At 51.9% G+C, this 25376-nt stretch carries 23 protein-coding genes; 19 read left to right on the forward strand and 4 right to left on the reverse strand.

Annotated features, from left to right (window positions below):
• Positions 1-4: 4 nt before the first annotated feature.
• A complete protein-coding gene (gene ompR, locus AC6I1F_RS08125; RefSeq protein WP_289163655.1) occupies positions 5-778 on the reverse strand; it encodes an osmolarity response regulator transcription factor OmpR in 774 nt (257 codons plus the stop codon).
• 139 nt (positions 779-917) lie between these two features.
• Here ompR and AC6I1F_RS08130 point away from each other — a divergent pair, with 139 nt between their 5' ends.
• The gene (locus tag AC6I1F_RS08130) at positions 918-1619 is read left to right on the forward strand and encodes a hypothetical protein (protein ID WP_251452885.1); all 702 of its coding nucleotides are present in this window, start codon (positions 918-920) and stop codon (positions 1617-1619) included.
• Between the two features lies 1 nt (position 1620).
• Here the strand turns inward: AC6I1F_RS08130 and AC6I1F_RS08135 are convergent, their stop codons facing one another.
• Positions 1621-2979, reverse strand: a complete 1359-nt coding sequence (locus AC6I1F_RS08135) for an RNA-guided endonuclease InsQ/TnpB family protein (protein ID WP_497801726.1) — start codon at positions 2977-2979, stop codon at positions 1621-1623.
• Here AC6I1F_RS08135 and tnpA point away from each other — a divergent pair, their 5' ends adjacent.
• From tnpA to AC6I1F_RS08205, 14 genes are all read left to right on the forward strand, one after another.
• Positions 2980-3384 (forward strand): IS200/IS605 family transposase, encoded by a 405-nt coding sequence (gene tnpA / locus AC6I1F_RS08140; RefSeq protein ID WP_497801727.1) that lies wholly within the window; start codon positions 2980-2982, stop codon positions 3382-3384.
• 87 nt (positions 3385-3471) lie between these two features.
• Positions 3472-4179 carry a tRNA (adenosine(37)-N6)-threonylcarbamoyltransferase complex dimerization subunit type 1 TsaB gene (gene tsaB / locus AC6I1F_RS08145; protein WP_289163569.1) on the forward strand — a complete coding sequence of 236 codons (708 nt, stop codon included), beginning with the start codon at positions 3472-3474 and terminating at the stop codon, positions 4177-4179.
• 9 nt (positions 4180-4188) lie between these two features.
• Complete coding sequence (gene rimI / locus AC6I1F_RS08150; RefSeq protein WP_160334273.1) at positions 4189-4641, forward strand: ribosomal protein S18-alanine N-acetyltransferase; 453 nt, start codon at positions 4189-4191, stop codon at positions 4639-4641.
• Positions 4642-4645: 4 nt separating this feature from the next.
• Positions 4646-5608 carry a uracil-DNA glycosylase gene (locus AC6I1F_RS08155; protein ID WP_160334274.1) on the forward strand — a complete coding sequence of 321 codons (963 nt, stop codon included), beginning with the start codon at positions 4646-4648 and terminating at the stop codon, positions 5606-5608.
• On the forward strand, positions 5586-9062 hold the full coding sequence (gene mfd / locus AC6I1F_RS08160) for a transcription-repair coupling factor (RefSeq protein ID WP_289163572.1): 3477 nt from the start codon (positions 5586-5588) through the stop codon (positions 9060-9062). Before AC6I1F_RS08155 ends, mfd begins: the two co-directional genes overlap by 23 nt.
• Complete coding sequence (gene serB / locus AC6I1F_RS08165) at positions 9059-9916, forward strand: phosphoserine phosphatase SerB (protein ID WP_160334276.1); 858 nt, start codon at positions 9059-9061, stop codon at positions 9914-9916. The genes mfd and serB overlap by 4 nt, the downstream gene beginning before the upstream one ends.
• 260 nt (positions 9917-10176) lie before the next feature.
• Positions 10177-11667, forward strand: coding sequence for a lyase family protein (locus AC6I1F_RS08170; RefSeq protein WP_289163574.1), 1491 nt, complete (start codon positions 10177-10179; stop codon positions 11665-11667).
• Between the two features lie 10 nt (positions 11668-11677).
• Positions 11678-13009 carry a C4-dicarboxylate transporter DcuC gene (gene dcuC, locus AC6I1F_RS08175; protein WP_289163576.1) on the forward strand — a complete coding sequence of 444 codons (1332 nt, stop codon included), beginning with the start codon at positions 11678-11680 and terminating at the stop codon, positions 13007-13009.
• Between the two features lie 170 nt (positions 13010-13179).
• Positions 13180-14982, forward strand: coding sequence for a sensor histidine kinase (locus AC6I1F_RS08180; protein WP_289163578.1), 1803 nt, complete (start codon positions 13180-13182; stop codon positions 14980-14982).
• Entirely contained in the window at positions 14963-15577 is a 615-nt protein-coding gene (locus AC6I1F_RS08185) for a response regulator transcription factor (protein ID WP_251450752.1), read from the forward strand. The genes AC6I1F_RS08180 and AC6I1F_RS08185 overlap by 20 nt, the downstream gene beginning before the upstream one ends.
• The gene (locus tag AC6I1F_RS08190; RefSeq protein WP_289163581.1) at positions 15570-15854 is read left to right on the forward strand and encodes an FAD-dependent oxidoreductase; all 285 of its coding nucleotides are present in this window, start codon (positions 15570-15572) and stop codon (positions 15852-15854) included. Before AC6I1F_RS08185 ends, AC6I1F_RS08190 begins: the two co-directional genes overlap by 8 nt.
• Positions 15736-16974: an FAD-dependent oxidoreductase gene (locus AC6I1F_RS08195; protein ID WP_289163583.1), complete on the forward strand. Its 1239-nt coding sequence runs from the start codon at positions 15736-15738 to the stop codon at positions 16972-16974. The genes AC6I1F_RS08190 and AC6I1F_RS08195 overlap by 119 nt, the downstream gene beginning before the upstream one ends.
• Positions 16975-17092: 118 nt before the next feature.
• Positions 17093-18502 carry an FAD-dependent oxidoreductase gene (locus AC6I1F_RS08200; RefSeq protein ID WP_251450762.1) on the forward strand — a complete coding sequence of 470 codons (1410 nt, stop codon included), beginning with the start codon at positions 17093-17095 and terminating at the stop codon, positions 18500-18502.
• 15 nt (positions 18503-18517) lie between these two features.
• Entirely contained in the window at positions 18518-18850 is a 333-nt protein-coding gene (locus AC6I1F_RS08205) for a cytochrome c3 family protein (RefSeq protein WP_251450764.1), read from the forward strand.
• A 79-nt stretch (positions 18851-18929) separates the two neighbouring features.
• Here AC6I1F_RS08205 and AC6I1F_RS08210 read toward each other — a convergent pair whose 3' ends face one another.
• Complete coding sequence (locus AC6I1F_RS08210; protein ID WP_289077378.1) at positions 18930-19889, reverse strand: LysR family transcriptional regulator; 960 nt, start codon at positions 19887-19889, stop codon at positions 18930-18932.
• A 215-nt stretch (positions 19890-20104) separates the two neighbouring features.
• On the opposite strand from AC6I1F_RS08210, the gene AC6I1F_RS08215 reads away from it, so the two are divergent.
• From AC6I1F_RS08215 to AC6I1F_RS08230, 4 genes are read left to right on the forward strand one after another with little or no spacing between them, the layout of a single operon-like run.
• Positions 20105-21472 (forward strand): TolC family protein, encoded by a 1368-nt coding sequence (locus AC6I1F_RS08215; protein WP_160334283.1) that lies wholly within the window; start codon positions 20105-20107, stop codon positions 21470-21472.
• Between the two features lie 5 nt (positions 21473-21477).
• Complete coding sequence (locus AC6I1F_RS08220) at positions 21478-22548, forward strand: HlyD family secretion protein (protein ID WP_289163589.1); 1071 nt, start codon at positions 21478-21480, stop codon at positions 22546-22548.
• Positions 22549-22554: 6 nt separating this feature from the next.
• Positions 22555-23769: an ABC transporter permease gene (locus AC6I1F_RS08225; RefSeq protein ID WP_289163591.1), complete on the forward strand. Its 1215-nt coding sequence runs from the start codon at positions 22555-22557 to the stop codon at positions 23767-23769.
• Complete coding sequence (locus AC6I1F_RS08230; RefSeq protein ID WP_289163593.1) at positions 23759-25036, forward strand: ABC transporter permease; 1278 nt, start codon at positions 23759-23761, stop codon at positions 25034-25036. Before AC6I1F_RS08225 ends, AC6I1F_RS08230 begins: the two co-directional genes overlap by 11 nt.
• Before the next feature lie 118 nt (positions 25037-25154).
• Here the strand turns inward: AC6I1F_RS08230 and AC6I1F_RS08235 are convergent, their stop codons facing one another.
• On the reverse strand, positions 25155-25334 hold the full coding sequence (locus tag AC6I1F_RS08235) for a hypothetical protein (protein WP_289163595.1): 180 nt from the start codon (positions 25332-25334) through the stop codon (positions 25155-25157).
• Positions 25335-25376: the final 42 nt, after the last annotated feature.

A 25376-nucleotide genomic window follows, 5' to 3' on the forward strand; every position in this document is an offset into this window, starting at 1 on the left:
CGCTTTACTTACCGTCGGACTGTCCGTCGGGAATAAACACGTAGCCTAAGCCCCAAACCGTCTGCAGATAGCGCGGTTTGGAAGGATCGACTTCAATGATCTTGCGCAGACGGGAAACCTGAACGTCCAATGAACGGTCAAAGGCTTCGTATTCTCTGCCGCGGGCCATTTCCATCAGTTTGTCGCGTGAAAGCGGCACTCTCGGATGACGCGCAAAGGCCTTGAGCACCGCAAATTCGCCGGTTGTGAGCGGAATCTCTTCGTCGCCCTTCTTCAGTTTGCGTGTACCGAGATCCAGTGTGAAATTGCCGAAGGAAACCGTTTCGTCTTCTTTGCTCGGAGCTCCCGGAGGATCAACCGGTTCGCGTCTGCGCAGAATGGCGTGCAGACGGGCAAGCAGCTCACGCGGATTGTAGGGTTTAGGCAGATAGTCGTCCGCACCGAACTCCAGACCGAGAATACGGTCAATATCCTCGCCTTTAGCGGTCAGCATCAGGATAGGAGTGTTGTCGTTTGACGCGCGGATGCGCTTGAGAATGGAAATGCCGTCTTCGCCCGGCATCATGACGTCAAGAATGACCGCGTCGAAACGTTCGCGCATCCAGAGACGATTCATCTGATTGGCGTCTTCTGCGACCGAAACGTGAAAACCGTTATTCGTTAAAAATTGTCTCAGCAGATCACGCAGGCGGCCGTCGTCATCCACCACGAGAATTCGGGGAGGACGCTTAGAGCTCAGGGTCGATGACTCCTTTCTAATGTTCTCTGTTTCTTGCATTACGTCTCCTATTGAAAATTCAAATTACACGATGCAACAAAATTTATCGCTTTTCTGCTAAGAATACTACTGATTTCTCTTCCTTTTGGGCATTAACTTTTATAGCATTAGTAACTATAAATGACTCCCGGGACTCTTATTGACTATGATTTGCCGTTTCACGTACTTCGCACTTTTGCTCGTACCGGCGTTTGCAGCACTTGACGCTGCCGCCGAAACGGTCATTTCTTTTTCTGCTCAGACGACGACAGCAACTGTGCAGCAGCAGAGTCCGTTTTATCGGCACAAGCACAATAACCCGCACAGCCCTAAGGGAGAGACGCAGGTACAGGCCTGCCCCTGGGACAGCCTGGATATGAGAGCCCGAGCCCAGGTGTGGTCGAAGCTTTCCGCGCGGCACCGCGATTATCACTGGCGAAGAATGACGCACGAAGAGCGCACCGAGCTTCGCAAGCATCTTTCTATGGAAGAGAAAAAGGCGCTTCGCGAACGCTTTCTGATGCAGCACGACGGCTATCGCGACAAACCTTATGTCCTTTACAAGCGGCTTACCAAAGATGAACTGATTCACCTGCGTGAACAGGTGCGTCAGGCGCACCGTCAGCAGGTCCTTGCGGGCATGCTCAAAACGCCTGCTCAAATTGAGTACGAGGACCAGTTCCTCTCCTCACTTGCCAAGATGAATGACCAGACGCATCAGATGCTGATCATCACAATTCAGGACAACGGACCGGAACTGTGCAAAATCAAACCTGACGAACCGGTCAACGCAGCTGAAGCGCTTCCAAAATCCTCCGACGAACTGGTGCCGGACAATACAGTTAAGCAATTAGAACAATGAACTACCTCGCACTCACGTGCGAGGTTTCATGGGAGCGTGCTCCCATTTCTAGCAATTGGCGAACACCCACACATGCATGCAGGTTTCGTACAATTGCGGGCGTGTCCACAAATACGCCCCCATCGAGTTCGAGCAGCTTTTTGAGCCACTCATCCCCGAGTTCTTTTCGACCAATATTGGCTGCGCCATTGATATCGGCATTGATCAAATGTCCGTCTGACGATCGATAGAGGCCGCGCTTGATTCTCTTTCCCGAAAATACCGGCTTTGTCTTGCCTTGCTTCGGGTCGAAATCAGCAATGACATCCATGTCTAGCGCACTGGCCTTAGAGGTGTAGCTTTCCTCCCGCACTGTCACTTGAATGCCGTATTCTTCAGCCTTATACCGGATCATCTCAATAAACTTAGCATGCGGGAGCATGACAAAATTCTGATTGTTCCGCTTGCCGAGGTTCACACTCTGTTTCCAGTTTCTATTGGTACCAATGACAATGCGACCTAAATCATGCGCAAGACAAAAGTTGACAGCCAAACGGCTGGCCTTGTGCATCAAGTCTTGGAGCTGACAATAACGTTTGACTCCTTTTATTCGAATGTGCTCATAGTGTTTCTTACTTCTCAATTCAGCGACTTGTTTGTTGTACTGCTGATTGATGCTCTTCAGTATTTTGCCTTTGACCAAAAAAGGCCTGATTCCGGGTTTGGTCGAAACGAAAGTTGCAAAATTATCAATACCTAAATCACAGCACAAAGCTTCATTCGGATTCAAAGTGACGCTTTTTGAAGTTTTACATTCATCCTTACCGACACGATAAGTCAGCTCCACAATAAATGTATTTCCCATCGGAATAATTCTCAGATCGCCCGTAACTGCTTCCTCCGCTTTGGCGTTGAACTCCTGATGTTTACAGCAAACTACACGAATGGGAGAAAAATCGATATCTTTCCCGCCCGTGATTGTCAGTTGATAATCACGGATTTGATAGCCGTTGCGGCCGACATAGAACGTTCGATATCTCCTCCTATAGCCCGGCAGCCGAGGCTTCCCCTGAAACTTCTCAGGGTGCTTCGAGTATTCAACGGCCGCCTTGGAGAAACTTTTGAACTGTTTGGCTATGACTTGTCCTTGCCTCTGCGCGGAAGCCGCCGACGGCATGGCTCGATAGTCACTGCCGTATTGATGCCTGAGTTCAGTATCCAGTTCTTTGCGTGTCAGCACAGGCGCCTTTTCAAAGACACGATGTCTAAGCAGATAGACTGCGCAGTTGCCGAGCTTGCGCGACAATGAACAAAGCTTGTGGCAGGCTTGCCAGTTAGCATTGTTTTTACGAATAACGTGTCGCTCGACTTTTTGAATCATATGCAGTTATCTACCGGTTCTCATTGTGTTTTCAATCTCAAAGCTCACTTGATCTTCGTAGTAGCTTACAGACGAAAAGTTATTTCATCAACGATCTTGGAAAGACTCAAAGAAATTTTTGCTGACTTGTGTCAACGGGATCAAGTCAGGCTTTTGGAGTGCTCGGGAGAAGAAGATCATGTTCATCTATTGATCTCTTACCCTCCGACAATTTGCCTTTCAAATCCGGTACGTAAACTAAAAACCATATCATCTCTGAAAATTCGTCACGAATTCTTCAATCAGATTCGAAGGATGCTTTGGGGCAAACGCTTTTGGACAAAAAGTTACTGTGTAATTTCAGTTGGAGACGGAGCAACAACTGAAATTATTGAGAGATATATCAAAAATCATCGGCTGAATTGACATTCGGCCGGCCGCTATCCATCCCGCGCTTACGCTCGGGGAATTCCGCGGAATTCGTTAAAATAGACGCCAATAAGGAGTCGTTTTATGTGTGCTGCGATATTATGTTTGGAATCTTCGGGAACGCTTTGCTCAGCGGCGGTTTCCGGTTTCAATTCGGAAATCTTTATTCAGTCGGAAGTCGATCAGAAACATACCGAAGTATTTATCGGAATGGTTCGCAGAGCGCTCGAATCCGCAGGCGGATCCGCCGATAAACTTGACGCGGTCGCCTTCGGCAACGGTCCGGGCGCCTTTACGGGCGTCCGCGTGGCGTGCGGCCTTGCACAAGGCATCGGCTGGGCGCTTAACCTGCCGCTTATTCCTATCGGAACCCTTACGGCGCTCGCCTACTGCCACCGCAATGTCATTGCCGACGGATGTCGACTGCTTTCGGCGATCGACGCGCGCATGCATGAAACTTACTGCGCGGCCTACCGCTATGAAAACGGCGAGTTTGTCGAAATCCTGGCTCCCTGCACCCGCAAGCCCGAAGAAATTACAGCGCTGTGCGACGACTACAGTATTGAATATGTCTGCGGTAACGCGTTTCGCGTATACGAAAAAGAAATCGGTTCGCTCGGCTCCGTAAAACTCCTTTCTGCAGAAGACGTGAACGCCTCCATGCTGATGCCGCTTGCGCAGCAGGCATTTGCCGAGGGCCGGCTCACAAGCGCGGAAAACGCCTCTCCCCTTTATGTCCGCGACCATGTCGCGATGACAATCAAAGAAAGAGAAGCCGGATTATTTCTCTAGGCAGACACAATGACGGACTTGTTTAAAGTTCTCCCGATGACGGCGGCGCACCTTGACGAGGTCGTCCGCATTGAAGCGCTCTCCTTTTACGAACCTTGGAGCAGCGCTTCCGTCGAATCCTCTTTAAATAAAGACGGATGCTTCGTCGCGGTAGATTCATCCGATACGGTTGTCGGATATTTGATCTTCAGCTATATCTTTGACGAAGGCGAACTTTTACGCATCGCGGTGCATCCTCTGCATAAACGCAAAGGCATCGCATCCCTTCTGATTCGTCAAATGCTTAATGAAGCGAAAGCGCGCAATATTAAACATTGGTTTCTTGAAGTGCGCGCAAGCAACTCTCCCGCCATCCGCATCTATGAGAAGTTCGGCTTTACCGTGATGGGACGAAGAAAAAGCTATTACAAAGGCCCGCACGGCAAAGAAGACGCCATAACCATGCACCTGAACGGAAGCTGACATCGTGCTCGATAAAAGAAAAACCGAACTCTGGAACGCCCTTAATCTCGGACCTCAATGGGTAGAAAGAGGTGAACTGCTCAGTCTCGCAGAGCAAGCGGAGGAGCCTGAAGCCGCTCCCGCGCTGACCGAAGCGCCAAAACCCGCGCCCGAGAATCGTGCGCCTGTACGCTCTGAAGCAGTGCAGAAAGATGCGCCGCAGGCAACTCTGCGTACCGCTTCCGCTCATAGCGTTCCGCGCGAAATGCCGCACCGCACGCCCCCTCAGCCTGTTCGTAAAGCGGCAGCTGAACCGCAGAACACTGCGCACGGCATGAACGACAGAAGCGTCTCCGCGGAAGGCTTTTCTTCTGAAAGACAGGAAAAAATTCTCCATGCGGATTGGACTGAGCTGAAACAATTGGTGCATGACTGCAAAGTCTGCGCGATCAGCCGTCAAAGAATTCAGCCGGTTTTCGGCGAGGGTGAACCGAAGCGGCGCCTGATGCTGATCGGCGAGGCGCCCGGTCGGGAAGAAGACAGTCAGGGTAAGCCTTTTGTCGGCCCCTCGGGAAAGCTGCTTGATCATATTCTGGAAGCCTGCGGACTCGATCGTCAAAAGGATCTCGGCATTTTCAATATGCTCAAATGTCGTCCGCCGATGAACGCGACGCCCGAAAAATCTGAAAAAATCGCCTGTCAGCCGTTCCTTGATCGGCAGATCGAGCTGATCGATCCTGATCTGATTGTCGCGATGGGCAAACCCGCCGCATCCCGCTTCTTTGGTGAAGCTAAGGCGCTTAACCCGCTGCGCGGCAAAGTACACGAATTTAATGTCGGGGGAAGAAACCGTAAAGTCATTGTGACTTTCCATCCGTCCTACCTGCTTCGCTCGCCCGGAGAAAAGCGCAAAGCATGGCTCGACTGGTGTCTTATCCTCGACACGCTGGAAGGTTTAACTTCAAATGTCGAAAGAAACAGCCTTTAACGCACTTCCCGTCGTCGGCAAGTCCGCCGCGGATCTGAAACCTAAAGAAAGATACAAAGAGAAAGCACCTGCAGGAAGCGCGCTAGCGCTTTCCGTCGCTCAGAACGGCGCCCGCCTGAAAGCTTCCGGTCGGCTTCTCACCGTCATTTGCTCCGATCCGGGAGATGTGATTCGTCTTGCCGAAGAAGTCCGCTGGTTCGATCCCTCACTTCGCCTGAGCGTTTTTCCGGATTGGGAGACACTTCCCTACGACGTTCTCAGCCCGCATGCCGATTTGGTGGGCGAGCGACTTCAGACCCTCTTTAAACTTCTCAACCGCCATTCTGTCAAGGATGGCGTCGATGTGCTGCTGATTTCCGCGAGCACCGCTTCTCAAAGGCTCTCTCCTCGGGAATTTATCGGCGCAACGACATTCTTCTTCCAAAAGGGCCAGCGCGTTGATCCGACCAAACTTCGCAGGGATCTGGTCGCCCGCGGCTACGAACATGTCTCACAAGTAGTCGCGCAAGGTGAGTTCGCCGTTCGCGGCGGACTTCTTGACTTATTCCCGATGGGCGCCAAAAAACCGTACCGACTGGATTTCTTTGACGACGAGATCGACGAAATCCGCATCTTTGATCCAGATAATCAGCGCTCAGTCGAAAAGGTCGATGAAATTCGTCTGCTTCCCGCGCACGAATTTCCGATGGACAAGGATGCGAGAAGCCGATTCTGCGGACGCTGGAGAGAAAAATTTGACGGCGACCCTTCCAAAGTTTCACTCTACAAAGACATCGAAAACGGGATTGCGCCCGCCGGAATTGAGAACTATCTTCCGCTCTTTTTTGATAAGACGGAAACCCTCTTTGACTACATCGGCGAAGACTGCACTTTGATGCTGCTCGGAGATGTCAACGAAGCGATTATTCAGTTCGATAAAGAAACCGAGGAGCGCGCCCGTTTTCTTCGGGCTGACGGAGAACGCCCGCTTCTTGATTTGAAAGAGCTTTATCTGACGGCAACAGAATTTTTCGAACACGCGGGAGAATATCCGCGCTTGGTGCTTCTTGACGGACTGCACGAGGCACCCGATCTTCCGAATGTTTCCATCGAAAGACGCAAGGACGATCCGCTTGAAGGTCTCAGAGCCTACCGGGATCTTTCCAAGGTTAGAGGCCGCAGGCTCCTGATCATGGCCAATTCCGCAGGACGCCTTGAAACCATTTCCGAAGTCCTGAAAGAAAACAAACTTGCGATTCCTACCACGAAGAATTTCGAGTCTTTCCTTGAAAGCGGCAAGGATTTCGTGCTCTGCTACGGACCTCTCTATGACGGAATGCATCTTGAGGATCCGGCGATCTCCATTCTGACGGAAACCGAACTTTATGCGGGCAGCGAGCGCTCGGTCAGAAGAAAGCGCAGACGCACCGAACGCGAAAGCAACATCGACATGATGATCCGTGATCTGTCGGAGCTGAAAGTCGGTGATCCGGTGGTGCACTTGGAGCACGGCATCGGCCGCTATCGCGGTCTTTCCACAATGGATACGCCGGACGGCCCGGCTGAGTTCCTTCAGATCGATTATGCCAACGAAGCCAAGCTTTACGTTCCTGTCGCGCAGCTGCACTTAATTTCCAGATATTCGGGCTCGGATCCGGAAACCGCTCCGCTTCATTCGCTCGGACGCGGCGAGTGGGAAAAGGCTCGTAAGAAAGCCGCAAAACAGGTCCGTGATACTGCGGCCGAACTGCTCAATATCTACGCGCTGAGAGAGTCCCGCAAGGGTTTCGCCTTTAAGTTCAGTCTGGCCGATTACGAAGCATTTTCCGAGGCTTTCCCGTTTGAAGAAACCGCCGATCAGAGTGCTGCGATCCGAGCGGTTTATGAAGACATGATTTCCGATAAGCCGATGGACAGACTCGTCTGCGGCGACGTCGGCTTCGGCAAGACTGAAGTCGCGCTGCGAGCGGCGTTCATGGCAGTTATGGGCGGCAAACAAGTCGCAGTTCTTTGTCCGACCACCCTGCTTGCCGAGCAGCACGCTCAGACATTTAAGGACCGCTTCGCGGATTTTCCGGTCCGCATCGCCGAACTCTCCCGCTTCCGCTCGACTAAGGAGACTCAGGCTGCGATCAACGGCCTGAAGGACGGCTCTATTGACATTGTGGTCGGCACGCACAAGATTCTTTCCGACAAGGTCGAATTCAAAGATCTCGGTTTAGTCGTCATTGATGAAGAACACAGATTTGGCGTGCGGCAGAAAGAGCAGCTGAAATCGCTTCGTTCGGAGGTGGACATTCTGACGCTGACCGCGACCCCGATACCGAGAACGCTTTCCATGTCGCTTGAAGGCATTCGCGACTTCTCTGTGATTGCGACGGCGCCGCAGAAACGTCTTGCGATCAAGACATTCGTTCAGCGCGAAAGCGACTCTCTGATTCGTGAGGCTGTGCTGCGTGAACTTAAACGCGGCGGTCAGGTCTATTTCCTGCATAACGAAGTGGAAACAATTGAGAACGCTCGGGCTCGACTCGAAAAGCTGCTTCCCGAAGCTCGTATCGGCGTCGCCCACGGACAGATGAATGAGCGTGAACTTGAACGCGTCATGAGGGACTTCTATGCACAGCGTACCAATGTGCTTCTGTGCACGACCATTATTGAAACCGGCATCGACATCCCGAACGCCAACACGATCATCATGCACCGTGCGGATAAATTCGGTTTGGCGCAGCTGCATCAGCTGAGAGGCCGTGTCGGCCGCTCGCACCATCAGGCTTACGCGTATTTAATGACGCCGGGCGAAGGCGCAATTACCAAAAACGCCGGCAAGCGGCTTGAAGCGATTAAGGAAATGGAAGAGCTCGGAAGCGGTTTCTATCTGGCGATGCATGACTTGGAAATCCGAGGAGCCGGCGAGGTCTTGGGAGAGCATCAAAGCGGGAGCATGACGGGTGTGGGCTTTGACCTCTACACCCAAATGCTTGACTCGGCGGTGACCGCGCTTAAAGAAGGACGTGAACCTGATCTGCTTTCGCCGCTGGAAGCGACCACGGAAATCAACCTGCACTCGCCTGCCCTGCTGCGTTCGGACTACGTGCCGGACGTCCATAACCGTCTGATGTTCTACAAGCGTCTTGCGCAGGTCAAGACACGTGAAGATCTGTACGAAATTCAGGAAGAAATCGTTGACCGCTACGGCAAACTGACCGAAGAGGCAAAGAATCTCATTCTTACCCATCGCATTCGTATTGAAGCTAAGCCGCTCGGCGTTAAAAAAATCGATGCGGCCGATGAAGCCATCATCATGACATTTGTGGATAACCCTAGTTTTGATCCTCAAAAATTCTTTTTCATGCTTCAAAAGAATAGAAATATGCGCATGATGGGACCGAATCGGTTACGATTAGAGGCTTATAACGAGACCCCTGATAAACGAGGGGATGCCATTCTCAGAATTCTCAAGGAGCTGACGTGAACCAGGATCTAGTTCTCCAAACCAAGATCGGACATGAAGAGACTCTGCAAAAATTTCTGCATACCATCGGCCGGAAGGGAGTCATAAAAGAGCCCTGCGCGGTTCGTCTTCAGCGAATGAATCGAGAGGAATTTGAGACGCGATGGGCAGGCAAATGCCGCGCGCTTCAAATCGACGCCAATTGGATTGAACCGAGTTTGAAGCTGAGTCAGTTCAAGCTTTTTGCGACCGATATGGATTCCACGTTTCTGAATCTGGAAACACTCGATGAGATGGCATCCTTTGTCGGCAAAGGCGAAGATGTCGCCAAAATTACCGAACTGGCGATGCAGGGCAAAATTCATAACTACGCTGAGAGTCTCACAGCCCGCGTCAAACTGCTCGCCGGCGCCGACGCCTCTATCGTGGATCGTCTGATTGATCGTCACATCAGGCCAAATCCCGGAGCGGAGAAACTGGTCTCTGCGCTTAAAGAAGCCGGAATTCCGATGCTTCTTGTCTCGGGCGGATTCAGCTGCGTCACGGAAGTGGTCAAAGCCCGCTACGGCTTTACACACGTCATCAGCAACGAACTTGAAATCATCGACGGTAAATTGACGGGCCGCGTGACCGGACCTTTCGGCACGCCGATTATTGACGGCCGCGGCAAGATTTCCTATGTGTCAGCCTACGCTCTGCAGCACGGCATTGAACTCTCCCAGCTCATCACGATGGGCGACGGCTCCAACGATATTCCGATGCTGGAGGCGGCCGGCCTTTCCATCGCCTGGCATGCCAAACCCAAGGTTCGTCCGCATGCGAAACAGGCGTTCGATTTCGCGCCGCTCTCCGGACTGCTCGCCCTTTTTAGTTAGTTCGCTTATTAAGGAATTTTTTCGATTCCTATCTTAGAATTTTCCCTTATATGATCAATTTTTGCACGAATATTCGTGTCAAATTTTAAATAAATAAAATCCTTTCATTCAATCTTTTGATTTATTTTCGAAGAACATCGACTGTTACAGTTAGAAATAGATCAATGATAATACAAGTATCCGTGCAAAATTAGAACGTCGCTTCTCCCAGCAAAGAATAGACTGTAAGCGTATTCAATACTCAATCACCGGGAGAAATAATGACTATTCGTGTGACGCCATGGGGACATGACGCATTTGACGCGACAAGCCCCGAAGCCAAGAAAAAAGACTGGGCTTATTGGCAGAACCGCATGAACCGAGCCTCGCTGGTTATGCTCGAGAGCGAGCGCATCATTGATCATGAGACCGCGGTCAAAATTGCACGCGCGCAGAAAAGAGCCGAAGGGATTCAGGATGAACCGGGCAGGGAACGCCTTACGGACATCATGCCTCTGGAAAAGCTTCTGATTGAGGCCTGCGGCGAATCCGCCACTCTGATCCACTCCGGACGCAGCCGTCAGGACATGTTCACTACGCTCAATCAGGCAAGACTGCGTCTGGCGGTTCTCGATTTCTATGACGCTTTCAATGCGCTTCGCACCCGACTGCTGAAAATTGCCAAAGACAACGTCGAGACTTACATCCCTGCCTACACCAACGGCGTTCAGGCGATGCCGATCACGCTTGCCTTCTATCTGTGCGGATTTTTGGAATCGTTCGAGCGCGACGCGGACCGTATCAATGAAGCTTATCAGCGTATCAACCGAAGCGCCCTTGGCGCTGCGGTTCTCGCCTGCTCGAGCTGGCCGCTCAACCGCGAGAAGCTTGCTTCGCTTTTAGGGTTTGACAGCCCCATAAAAAACGGTCTGGACGCCGCTCAGATCAGTCTCTTTGACGTACCGCTTGAAGCCGCCTCGATTTCCGCGAACGTGGCGATCCGCATCGGAGTGCTGATGCAGGACTTGGCTCAGCAGTATTCACAGACTCGGCCCTGGCTGCTGCTTGATCAGTCTGCTGCCTACGGCTCGTCCGCGATGCCGCAGAAGCGCAACCCGGGCGTCCTAAATAAAACCCGTGCGGTTGCCTCTGACGTGGTCGGCGCGATGCAGACATCTTTCCTTCGGGCGCACAACCTGCAGCTTGGCATGTACGACAATAAGGAAACGGTGCTTGAAGACTGTTCCGGCGTCTTTGTTAAGGGCGTTGAAATGCTTCAGCTGACCGATCTTGCCTTCTCTCAGCTTCGTGTGAACGCCAAACGCAGCCTGGAAGAATTAAATTCCGACTGGACCACAACGATGGCGCTTGCTGAAGCGCTGCAGAGAAAGTTCGGCCTTCCCTTTAGAATCGGCCACACCTTCGCCAGCGAAATCGTGACAGTCGCCCGTCAAAAAGAGCTTTATCCCGATAACTTCCCGTATGAGCTAGCCGCCGAGATCTTCGGTAAAGTCACAGAGCGTCTCGACGGAAAAGCGCAGGAATTCAAGCTCACGGAATCCCAGCTGCGCGAGGCGCTTTCTCCGGTACACGCGGTTAAAAATACGGTCGGAGCCGGTTCCCCTTCCCCCGAAAACGTTCGCACATCTATTGAAGAGCTTGAAGAGCGCATCGCTTTAGACACCGACACCGTCAAGACCCTTCGTGACAAACTTCAGCAAAGTGACGAAATGCTGGATAAAGCCTTCGAAAACCTTCTCTCTCAACCCTAAGGAACTCATTATGATTTGGATTGGCTTAGCAATTGTTGTTCTAACTTTCTACCTCATTTATAAAAACTATGAAGCCCGTCTGGTGCTCGCCTGCTCCGGTTTAATCATGGCTTTCATCGGCCAGGTATTCGCGGGATCATCCACAACGGTGTCCGCCGCAGTAGACGCATTTGTCAAACAGCTCGTTAACGGCGGCTTGGTTCCGACTATTGTGACCGTCATGGGCTTTGGTTATGTCATGACGTATACCAAATGTTCAGATCATTTAGTCAACATGCTGGTTAAACCGCTGACACATGTACCGTTCATAGTCATCCCCGGCGCCGCGCTGATTACCTGGGTTCTCAACATCATTCTGCCGTCAGCGGCCGGTATTGCGGCCGCGGTCGGTGTTCTGCTGATTCCTGCACTGATCGCGCTCAAAGTTCGTCCTGTCATGGCGGCTGCCGCCGTGTTTGTCGGAACTTGGGGTTCAGTGGTCAGCCCGGGCCTGATGTTCAATCCGCAGATTGCTTCTATCGCTTTCAAAGCTAAAGAAATCCCGTCCGCTGACGCCATGATCGTGATTATGCAGGAAGCGCTTCCGTGCGCCGTGGGTGCCGTCGTCGCCGCGATCGTTCTTGCCGTGATCTGCGCGTTCTTAAAGGAAGGCGTGGGCTCGACAGAGATCACCAAAGAGTTGCCCGAAGGCGAAGAAATTCAGAAAGATTTCAAAGTTAATCCGATCAAAGCGATTGTTCCGATTATTCCGCTCGCGCTTCTGGTCCTTGCGTCCAAGCAGGTCGGTCTTCTTCCGACTAAAGCGTTCTCCGTTCCGGTCTGCATGCTGATCGGTACCGCAATCGGCATCGTTGTCGCGATCTTTAATAAGCAGAAAGTCGGCGACGTCTCCAAGCGTTTCTGCCGCGGTGCCGGCGACGGCTTCTGTGATGTCGTGATCCTGATCGCCGCTGCCGCGCTCTTTGCCGCCGGCATGAAGTCGATCGGTTTAACCGGCACGCTCGTTGACGCCATGAAAGGTTCTCAGTCGGTCGCCATGTTCGCCGCCGCTGTCGGTCCCTTTGTTATGGCCGCGATCTGCGGTTCCGGCAATGCCGCTGCACTTGCCTTTAACGAAGCCATTACTCCGAACGCGGCTGATTTCGGTCTGACCGTCGTTCAGCTCGGCGCAGTCGCTCAGATTGCCGCGGGCCTTGGCCGCACAATGTCTCCGGTCGCAGGCGGCGTCATCATTCTCGCAGGTATCGCCGGCGTGAATCCGATGGAAATCGTCAAACGCACAGCGATCCCGGTCATTCTCGCACTGGTTGTTGTAACCGCCTTAATGTTCATCCTGAACTAATAGGCCCTTCCCCCGGGCGGCTTCGGCCGCCCATTTTTTTATCTGCGCGTTCCTGACACTCAGTATTCTTTCGACTTTTGGAATTACCGTTTATTTGCTAATCCTCTCGGGTAAAAACCTCTCTATGCACCCACCCGAGAATATGTAACAATGGCCCAAAAAATTTAAAAATGATGAAGTGGTCAACGGTGAACAGAGTTAGAAAGATATTTAACGCTGCAGCCTCTGTGTTCGCAGCGCTGACCTTTTGTACCTACGCTCATGCCGATGAGATCAAAATCGGCATCATTGACTCTTTCAATCCGGGCCTGTTTTCAGAAACACTCAGCCCGACATTGGATTATCTAAACCAAAAACTTCCGCAGCATCAGTTCAAATTTGTTCCGGTGAATTCGATCAATCCGGCCGAAGATCTCAAAAGGCAGGATGTCAGTTTCTTTATCTGCTCTGCAGGAACATTTCACGAGCTCAGTCTCCTGCAGGGTGCGATGCACATCGCGACTAGAAAGACCGTCCTCTCTGAGGATCCGTCTGCATCCGAAGCAAGCACGTTTGTGACGCTCGCCGATCGAAAAGATCTGGACTCCCTGGCGTCGCTGAAAGGAAAGACCGTTGTCGCCTCTCAGCCGAACTCCTTTGACGGCTGGCTCATCGCACTCCATGAAATACATAAGCTCGGCTTTAACCCGGACAACTTTTTCTCAAAGGCCCTCTTCTCGCATTTTCAATTTCCGGACGCGCTGATGGCGCTCGTCGAAAGGAAAGCGGATGTCGCGATCTTATCAGCCTGCCTGCTTGAGAAAATGGCGGATGAAGGCCTGCTGGACCTAAGCGAATTCAAGGTTGTCGCGCCAAAATCCAATACAACACTTCATTGCGCGCATTCAACGGATCTCTATCCCGGCATTGTCTTTGCCTCCGTGGAACAGACCTCTCCGAAATTGGCCTGGGAAGTAACTTCCGCACTCATTTCCATAGGAGCGACCAACGACTACGAATGGACGATTGCCAACCGCTTCTCCAAAGTCAGCGACTTGTATCGCGACCTTCAGATCGGTCCCTACGCTTATCTCAAAGACTGGAGCCTAAACGGAGTCATCAGCCGCTTCGGAACAGAGATCGGAGTCGCCGCTTTACTGCTTCTCATGCTCATCGGCAACTGGTTCTATCTCAGAAAGACCGTTGCCAAACGGACGGCTCAGGTCAAGCGAACGCTTGAAAGACAAATTCAGCTGGAAAAAGAGCAGCGCGAATCCAGACTCCGACTCGCTCAGCTGGAAAAATTCGGCGTGATCTCCCAGATGTCCGGGATGCTGGCTCACGAATGCCAGCAGCCGCTGATGGCGATCAACAACTACTTGGCAGGCCTCAAGTATCACCTCCAAAAAGAAGGCCGCTCGGACGCGCTGACCGCAAAAGCCATCTCAAATCTGGAATCCAACAGCGAGAGGATCGGCGACATCATCATCCGCGTGCGCAATTACGCCAAACGCAAACGCGGCACACTCAAAAGATGTGATTTAACTCAGATCGCAGAAAGCGCACTTACCGTTCTCGCTTCAGGACAGTACAAAAATATTCCGATTAAATACCAGGGACCCCAACACGCTTATGTCAGCGGCGAACCTCTGGAACTGGAACTGCTGATGATCAATCTGATGCGCAACGCCTGCAGCGCCGCAGAATCTCAAAGTCAGCCGGCCGTTTCTCTTACGATTACCGACGCCGACACCGATCACTTTTGTATTGAGGTGGAAGACAACGGCCCGGCGCTCGACGATGCCGGATTTGCCAGACTTAAATCTCTTGGCGACAGCATTAAGCCCAACGGAATGGGCATCGGTCTTTCTCTTGTGAGAGGAATCGCTGACAGTCACGGCGGCACGCTGGAATTCAGCCGCCTTCAGCCAAACGGCATAAGCGCGAAGTTCACCATTGAAAAGGATAAGGAAAATGAAGCACCCGCTGGTTAGAATTATTGACGACGACGCAGACGCTCGAAGCTCCACCTCGTTCTTCCTCAGCGTGATGGGCTGGGAAATCAAAGAATACGAAAGCGCCGTTCACTTCCTTGAAACCGACGATCTTTCAAGACCGGGCTGTCTGGTGCTTGATGTGCGTATGCCTGAGATGACAGGCATGGAGCTGCAGGTCAAATTAAATCAAAAGGACTGCCGCCTTCCTATTATCTTTCTATCAGGTCATGGAGATTTGGATATGGCGGTGCACGCGCTCAAGCGCGGCGCCTCTGACTTCCTTGAAAAAACTTCCAAACCCGAGCGGCTTCAGGCTGCCGTCTGCAAAGCGGTCAAAGAAAGTGTTGCACTGACAGAAAGCATCGAATCCCGCGAGAAGCTGAAATCGGTCTTTGAGTCTCTAACGCCAAGAGAAAAAGAGGTTGCACTGCGTGTAGCTAAAGGGGAACTCAATAAGGTCATTGCTTATGACTTAGGCATTAGCGAGCGTACGGTAAAGATGCATCGCTCAAACGTCTGCGCAAAACTTAATGTAGCCTCAGCCGTGGAGCTGGCAGCCTTCCTTAACGAACTGCAGGTATCGTATGAATAGACGCTTTTTTCTTTTGGGCTCGCTGCTGCTGAGCTACGTTCCTACGCTTTCAGCCGCATCTGAAAAAGAATACAGTCTGATCATCATCGGGTCCGGCGCCGCAGGGCTTTCCGCTGCGGCCGCTGCCGCGGAAACCGGTTTAAAAGATATCCTTGTCATTGAAAAAGCTCCCTTCATCGGCGGACACTCCGCGCTCTCGGGCGGAAGCGTCAACGCCGTGGATCCGGAAATGCAGCTGCGCCAAGGCATTAAAGACAGGGGAGCAGCAGATTCTTGAAACCGGCGCATATCGTAACGATCCGGCACTGGTAAGAACGCTTGTCAGCAATGCCTACCCAACTTTCCAATGGCTCTCCGGACTTGGAATCCCTTTCCAGGAAGAGGTTTTTGAAGCCTGGTCCGGCAAGCATAGACGAGCGCATTCTGCCGGAGCCAAACGGAACGGCATGCTGTATCTGCGCACCCTCAATCGCCATGCCCGGGATTTGGGCGTGCAGATGCTGCTCAACACCAAAGCTGAACGCCTGATTTTTGAGGATGGAAGAGTCCAAGGCATCAGCGTCATTGATAAAAACAAGCGGCAGAGACTGATTCGAGCTAAAGCGGTCCTTATCGCAACCGGAGGCTTTACCGGGAACCTTTCCATGCGGATGCGCTACGACCAGAGGCTCGACGGCAACATCCGCAGTACCGCCGATCCCAACGGAACAGGATACGACAGCGCATCCGGTGACGGCATTCTTATGGCTGAGACAATCGGCGCGAAAACCGTGGATATGGATGCGATACAGCTCATTCCGCTTCAGGGCGGCCGCCTTCTTGACTACGTCGGAGGCGACATCTTCCTTGATTCATCCGGAAAAAGATTTGTGGATGAAAGCGCTGAAGTGCGCTTTGTCTCGGAAGCGTTTCTGAATCTTCCCGACCGCGTCATGTGGGTGGTGACTGACGCTCAGTCAACCAAGAATTCCGGCTTAGAAGCAAAACTTCTGACGGGCGTTGTCGACACAGCGGGCAGCATCCAAGAACTTGCGGACAAAATGGGTGTCGACCGCGCAGTCCTGAAATACACGATTGACCGCTACAACAAGTTTGCTGAACAAGGAAGGGACGAGGACTTCGGTAAAACCACATTTACTCAGAAAATCGAGAAACCGCCCTTTTATTTCGGAAAAGAACGCTTTGACGCGCACTTCAGCTGCGGCGGTCTCAAAATCAATCCTTCAGCCCAAGTCCTGGATCAGGCGGACCGTCCGATTAAAAACCTTTATGCGGCAGGCGAAGTCACGGGCGGTATCCATGGCGCGGATCGCTTAGGAGGCGACTCGCTAATCTCCTGCTTTGTGTTTGGCCGAATCGCCGGACTCAAAATCGCCGAAGAACTCAATCGGCGATAACGAGTATGCACCTTGGTGCATATGCACGAAGGTACATTATGGCCAAAAGCCGGACACGACAAAATATCCATCAACAAGGTTTCACTTTTAAAACTCAACTTCTTGATGGAGATTAAAAATGCAGAAAATTATCGTTGCTTCCGCTTTAGCACTCGCAGTTTCCGCCGCTTGGGCCGACCAGACTGTTCAGGCTGACGTTGTCATCGTCGGCGCGGGCGGTGCCGGTTTCTCAGCCGCCGTCTCCGCTGCCGAAGCCGGTGCAAAAAACATTGTTCTTCTTGAAAAGAATCCTGTTGTCGGCGGCCATACCGTCATCTCCGGCGGTTCCGTGAACGCGGTTGACCACGAACGTCAGAAAGCGCTCGGCATTGAAGACTCCGCAGAAAAGATGGCTGCTCAGACAATGAAAGCCGGCGACTTCCGCGCCAATCCCGAACTGGTTAAAACACTTGCCGACAATTCCGAAGCGGCCATTAAATGGATGGAAAAACTCGGCGTACAGTGGAACCCGCGTGTCTTCGAAGCTTGGGGCGGCCTCTTCGCTCGTTCTCACAACTCCGGAGACAAGAACGCCGGACACGATTACATCCGCGTTCTCAACAAAGCAGCTAAAGAACACGGTGTACAGGTTAAGACCAATACACGCGCAATTGAGCTGATCCGCAAAGACGACAAATCTCCGGTTGAAGGCGTCGTCGCTCAGACAAAGAACGGCGAAAAGATTACTTATCAGGCCAAAGCAGTTGTTCTGGCAACCGGCGGCTTCACCGCGAACGTTCCGATGCGTATGCGCTATGACAGACGCTTAGACGCCTCCTTCAAAACAACCGCCAACCCGACCGGCAAATCCTTTGACGGCTCTACCGGTGACGGTATCAACATGGCTACAAAGATCGGCGCTGATACTGACGGCATGAACTACATCCAGCTGATTCCGTTCGTCGGCGGCCGCTGCATCGACTACGTAGGCGGTGACATCTTCGTAGATCCTCAGGGCAAGCGCTTCGTCAATGAAGGCGGAAGACGCGACGCCATCGCTGACGCTGTTCTCGCTCTTCCCGGCAGAACAATGTGGGTCATCACGGACGACCAGTCTCTGAAGGGCGCCTCCGTTGAAGGCAAGCTGAAGAAAGGCATCGTCTTTAAGGCCGACACCGTCGAAGAAATGGCTCAGAAGATGGGCGTTGATCCGAAGGTTCTTCAGGCCACACTCGACCGCTACAACGAATTTGCAGCCAAGAAGGAAGACCCGGACTTCGGCAAGACCACATTCACTCAGCTCATCAACAAGCCGCCGTATTTCTTCGGTAAAGAAACTCAGGACGTTCACTTCTCCTGCGGCGGTCTCAGAATCACACCGAACGCTGAAGTTGTGGATGTGAACGGCAAAGTCATTCCGGGCCTCTACGCAGCCGGCGAAACCACCGGCGGTATCCACGGTACGAACCGTGCCGGCGGCAACGCTCTGATTGACAACTTCGTCTTCGGCCGCATCGCCGGTCAGCAGGCAGCAAATCTCGCTAAATAATCTGTGGAGGCCTATATGAAATTATCACCCCTATTTATAGGCCTCGCCGCAGCTGCTCTGTTCTCATTCAGCTGCGCTGAGGCGGCAGGAGTCGCTGAAAAGCACGCAGCGAAGAATATGCCCTGCACGGTCTGCCACCAGGCTCCGACAGGCGGTCAGGATGTGGAATACACAAAATGCGTTCAGTGTCACAACCCGGATCAGCTGAAAACGGCAGGCGAAAAGATTAAGCCTAAGTTTGACGGTCTGAATCCGCATGCACCGCACTTCGAAGATCTGAGCTGCATGGAGTGCCACAAAGGTCATGCGCCGCAGGAAAACTTCTGCGCCGGCTGCCACGGCAAGTAATTCGGATTTAGTTTTTTGATAGTTCTCCTTGGGTCGGCCCGAAACACAAAGTTTCGGGCCGTTTTTTTCGGAGAAAAAACTACACAATAAAAGAATATTTTTCCTGCAGACGACGCTTCTGCTCGCCTTCGATTTCTCTTCGTCTGCGAACATAAAAATCGATAAACATCTGCACGCGGCGAAGTTTAGAGGCGGCAAGCGTTGCGCCGATATAGTTGTCCAAATTAGGAATGCGCCAGCCGTTAAGCACGGGAACCAGCTTGCCTTCCATAATCTCGTCAAAACAGTGATGCAGCGGCATATCAAGCACAATGCCGCAGCCTTCCACCGCCGCGGTTTTTGCAAGCAGGATGTTGTTGAACCGAATCATGGATTTCCAGCGGAATGTCTGAACACGGCCGTTCTTCTCCATCACATCCGAGTGCGGTCGAACGCGGCCCGTGTAGATGACGCCCGAATGATTGACAAGTTCTTCGGGAGAAGTCGGAGAGCCCGCTTCTTTAAGATATTTGGGAGAGGCGCACGGCACAAAAAGCGATCTGGTGACCCAGTTCTCCACAAGATTGGCACTGTTGACCGGACCGTAATAAAGCATGAGATCGGTCTGACCGCCCATGAACGCTTTAGGATCATCATCTCCGATCACGTCAAAGGAAACCTGCGGATGGCGCTTTTGGAATTCCGCAATCAAAGGCACAACCTGAGTCTGCAGAAATCCCGGCATCGCACCAAACCGAATGCCGCCTTTATCTGAGTCCGCGTTTTCTTTCTCGGCTTCCAGCGTCTTTCTGATGTCCGAAATCATCGGCTCAATCTTTGCGCGAAGCTCCAGAGCGGCCATTGTCGGTTCAAGCTTCCTGCCCTGTCGCTCTAAAAGCCGATGCCCGGTCTCTTCCTCGAGCGAAGAAATCAATCGCGAAAGACGGCTTCTCTGGATAGAATTCATATCTGCCACCCGTGTGATCGAACCTTCGTCCATAACCTTGAAAACCAGTTCCCAAAGACCGAGGTGCAGACTTTTCCATTGATTTGAAAGCATGAAGAGAATCCTTAATCCGCCGATGAGCCTTAATGTGTATTTGGACGGCAAACTAATTTAGCCTGCGAAGCGCCCGTATCGGACAATTTTAAAACAATTGAATTTAGAATACAGATAGCCTATGGGGCGGAGGAAGCCTTGCTTTTCTCCTCCTTTAAGGTGAAACATAAATAACCGGGATGACCTTCATATCCTGACGACAGATACTCATACAAATGTTTAAGACAAAGATCTGCACCTGTCTTCTGCTTGCACTCGCGGCGGCTGACTTCGCTTCGGCAGCAATGCCGCTCAGTTTCACAGTCGCAAGAGACTGGCTGTACGAACGCAGCGACAAAATCAAGTCGAGCGAAGCCAATGTTCAGAGTAAGCAGGAAACTCAGAAATCGCTCGAAATGCTCGGCGGTCCGACAGTAACTGTTCAGGCCTTCCAAATCGCTGGGCAGAAGAAAATCGACATTAACACGCAAGTCCCTTCACCGATTCCGCTGCCCGGTCTGACATCATTCAATGTCGGCCTTCATGAAAAAATGTCGCTGAACGGTCCAAGAGCGTCTGCGACAGCGACTTGGCCAATTTACACGGGCGGTAAGATCTCCGCGGCACAGGAAGCAAGCAAATACGCGGTCGATGAAGCGATGGCTCAGAAACGAGCCGATGTTGAAGATTTAGATGCTCAGCTTGCGGGCTACTACTTCGGCACACAGCTTGCGGTTTCCATCGAGAAACTCCAAAAAGACATGCTGGCTCATCAGGATCAGGAACTTGCGAAAGCCAAAAAGTTTGAAAAACAGGGCATGATCAGCAAGATTGAGCGTATGTCCGTACAGGTTCAGAGAGACAATCGTCATCGCGAATACCTGAAAGCCAAAGACAACGCTAAAGTCGCCAAACTGCAGCTTGCGAGACTGCTCAGAGATGACGACTTCGGGGATCTCTCAACACCTCTGTTTGTCTTGAACGTTCCGCTTCAGCCGCTTAAATACTGGGTGGATACAGCTCTTGCGGCCAACCCTCAGATTGCCGTCATTCAGGCCAAAGCCGATCAGGCAAGCGAAGGCGTCAAAGCTCAGAAAGGCGCATGGCACCCTCAGGTGTTCGCATTTGGCACTTATAACTTCATCAAACACTATCAGACGCTTGTCGAACCGAACTGGATCGCGGGTATCGGCGTCAATTTCACGCTTTGGGACGCTAAGGACAGACGAGCGAGCATCCGAAGCGCCGAGGCGACGGTTCGCCAGGCTGAAGCCGGCAAAGCCGAAGCCATCAATCAGGTAAGAACCGGTGTTGAAGTCGCATGGCTTAAAACTAAGAACGCGATTGAGCAGTACAAACTCAGCGCTTCAACCGTCAAACTTGCGAGCGAAAACCTTCGCCTGAAGTCCAAGAGTTTCGGCGAGGGACTTGCGACCGCGCTCGATGTCAACGAAGCGCGCAATCAGCTTCTGCAGGCAGAAGTCGGCCGACGTCTCGCCGCCTTTGAATTTGTCTCCAATTACGCCATGCTGCACGCGATCGCGGGACAAATGAGTGAATTTATGAACGCCGTTAACAACCGTCAAGTCATTATCGAACAGTAATCGTTATGTCAGAGTCCACGAACAAACCCTCTCCCGCTCAGAATCAAGCGGCGGCGCAGACGGATCAAAATGCTGATCTCAAAGTATCCAATAAGTCAAAGATCGGCATTCTCCTTCTGCTCATTTTGCTTTCCGCACTGATAATTTTCCTGGTGTACGGCGTCTATCGTGCGGCCTTTCCGCCTCTTCCGCCACTACAAGGACAAATGGAATCAAGAACGGTCACCGTCGCATCAAAAGTTCCCGGACGCGTTGCGAAAGTTCTCGTGAAGGAAGGAGACACTGTGGCCGCGGGGCAGCCGGTCGCAGAAATGCATCTGCCTGAACTTGAAGCCAAACTTCAGCAGCTCGAAGCTCAGAAACGCGCCGCTCAGGCCAAACAGAGCCTTGTTGACGAAGGCGCCCGTCCTCAGGAAAAAGAAGCCACTAAGGCTCAATGGGAAAGAGCTCAGGCCGCGGCCGACTTAGCGCTTAAAACATACAACCGAATTTCCGCCCTTTACAAGGACGGTCTGGTGTCCAAACAGAAGTACGACGAAGTTCAAACCAACTGGAAAGCGGCAAGCCAGCAGGCCAATGCCGCCAAGCAACAGTACGAAATCGCTCTGATCGGTGCAAGAGAACAGGAAAAGTCCGCTGTATCGGATCTGACCGCGGAAGCACAGGCCGGCGTCAAACAAGTTGAATCCCTCACCGCTGACAAAACACTTTACGCGCCAATCGGTGCAGAAGTCGATAAGGTCATACTGATCGAAGGCGAAATCGCCGCAGCGGGTTTCCCGGTCGTGACCCTGGTTGATCTGAACGATCAATGGGCAAGCTTCAACATTCGCGAAGAAAACATGCCCGACATCAAGATCGGCAAGGTCTTTAAAGCGTATGTCCCTGCGCTTGGCGACGAAAAAATCGACTACGAAATTTATTACATCAGTCCGCGGGCCAATTACGCCACATGGAGAAGCACACGCATGGACTCGGGCTACGACATGAAGACTTTTGAAGTCAGAGCCCGTCCTCTTAAAAAAGTCGAGGGACTGCGTCCCGGCATGAGTGTTCTTGTAGACGATTACAAGTAGATCATCATGATTTCTCCGATTAAATGGTTCGAACTTGTCGCCGCGGTAGCGGCCCGAGAGGTCAGACAGCTCATCAGCAGACCGCAGGAAATTATTTTTTGCGGTTTTATGCCAGTCATTTGGGTTCTGATTGTCTGGGGCCTCTTGTACAACGGCGTCATTACCGATGTACCCGTCGCTTATATCGACCACGACAATACATCGATGAGCCGTGAAATCGGAAGAGCGCTGGATGCGGACAGAACCATGGGACTCGTCACGTACAACAGTCACGATGAAGCGCTTGCCGCACTGAAGCACGGCTCCGTTTACGGCATCATTGAAGTCCCTGAGGGCTACATGAAGGAGCAGTACAAAGGAACCGGCTCCTCGCTGTCGGTTTATCTGGACGAAAACCGCTATGCGGTCGCAGGCACAATCCAAACCTCCATAGCCACGATTATGAGTGCAATGACGCTGCAGAATATGGCCAAGGTGACGCTTCTTACGGGAAGCGGCGTAAGCGGCGCAGAGCGAATTGTTTCGGGTGTTCATTCGGACTTTTACGCGCTCGGCAATATGCAGTTCAGCTTCCTCGCCTTTTTAGGCAGCAACCTGATGCCCGGCGTGATTATGCTTGCTGCGGTTCTCTCCTTTGTAACGGCTATCGTTCGGGAAGTCTACCTTTACCGAATCAATGAGTGGATGGATACCGCGCAGCACTATGTGACCGCAGCGCTTTGCGGCAAACTCCTGCCCCACTATTTCTTCTATTGTCTGGTCATTCTCGCCTACATCGGATTATTTGCCGGAGTAAGCGGATTTACTGCGCTGAAAGCCTCAAGTTTATTTATTTGGTTTATCTGCGGTGCGGCCTGTCTGCTGGTTATGCTGACATGCGCCATTCTGATCTGCGGGATTGCTCCGACCTGGCGTTTTTCGCTGGTGGTGGCTTCCGGCTTTGCCGCACCCGCACTGCCTTTTACCGGCTTTTCGATGCCGCTTGACTCCATGAGCGACATTGCAAGGACGTTCTCTAAGTGTCTTCCGCTGACTTGGTTCATCGAAGGTCAGACGCAGCAATGGACTCTCGGTGCAGACATTTGGGATATGGGAACCACGTTCGGTGTTTTTCTTCTGATGATATTTATTCCTCTGATTCTGGGTATTCCGGTCTTCAGATGGAAATACCGGATATTTGCAAAACGAGAATTAGAGGCGGAGGCCGATCATGTCAGCTAAACATCCAAGCCTCTTTGACAGTTTTCTCTTTACGCTCAGACAGTGCGTCAGTAATTTAGCCTGCGCGCCTTTCTTTTGTTTTGCAATCTTCTTCTATTCCTTCTATTACTGCTGGCCTTACATGGAGCAGCTCCCCGATCACCTGAACATTGTGGCGGTCGATGAGGACATGACGCCTCTTTCCCGCAGGCTCATCCAAGAGCTAAAAGCCTCTCCCTCCGTTCATGTGGAGTTTCAAGCTGCCGATCAGAAGGAGGCAGAACGCATTATGCGCCAGGGCGGCGTCAGTGCGATTCTGATCATTCCTCCGAATTTTGAGCGTGACACAGTCCGCGACATTCCGACGGCACTTGTGCTCGTTTCCAACGGCGCGTTTATCGTCAAAGCCAGGGTGTCTATGAACGGTGCGGCAGGTCCCCTTCAGGAAGTTGTGACCGGCGCAATAGCCGGGCATCTGCTCGAGCACGGAATACCGCTTGATAAGCTTGCCCAAGTTAAAAATCGTGCACCGGCGTTTGTTTTCCAGCCGATGTTCAATACGGTTAACGGCTATTTGAACTTCACGGTACCGATTGTCTTTGTCATCATCATTCAGACCGTCTTTACCGCGGGCATCGGCATGCTGCTCAACGATTGGTTCTGGCGCCGAAAGTACCCTTACGCACTGGCGCTTGCGATGCGAAGCTTCCCGCATTTTATTGCGATGTATCTGCCTTTCTTTATTCTGGCCTTTCTTTGGACTATGTATATCGAGGGAGCGTCATTTGCCTTCCACGGCGTCAACGCCTTCAGAAATGTGCCAGCTACGCTCGCCGTCGCAGCGGTCTTTAGCTTTGCGATTACGTCAATGGCAGTAATGATCGCAGCGCTGTGCAAACGCCTGAGATATATCGTTCAGATTATTGTTCCGACTTCCATTCCATGCGTATTTCTATCCGGCAACCTTTTCCCCTGGCAGAATTTTCCGGAACCGATTTTGTTCTTCAGCAAGCTTCTGCCCTCGACGCCGGCGGTAGACGCCATGCTTCGCGCTTCGCAGGCGGGTGCAACGATCTCGGAAGTCGTATTCCCCTACCTCGCCCACTTGCTGTTACTCGGCATGATATTTTTCACAGCCGCAGTATTGATTCTCAGGCGCTATGCAAACGATGAGCAGTCTCTGGCTCAGATTAAAGATCTGAGAGACGGAATACAGAATGAGAGGCTTGAGAAAGAGCTGACACCCAAACAGCTTGGAAAAATTCTCGGCCATGTTCCCGACGCCTAATGTATCAGCGAACGCAAAAAGACCGGCTTTGGTAATCAATGAAACCACCAAAGCCGCTCTTCTGCTTTTCTGAAGACCTCTCGGTCAAATCAGATACAAAAAACACTCTCTTCGAGCACTAGCCCATTTCTAGTCCTAATCCGAGGAGATCGCAAACACCCAAAGCCATCACGACAAACAGAATAAGCAACAGCACGAATGTAACAACCCGCATGCGCTTTGTGACGACCTGGAAAATAAGCCATACAAAGCAGCAAAGACACACGACAGCCCACAGGATTGTAAATACGATGTTCATAACACCCGCCTCCTAAATACCTATTGACTCAGTTTAGTCAGA

Source organism: Parasutterella sp. St.1A3 (genome assembly GCF_059728705.1).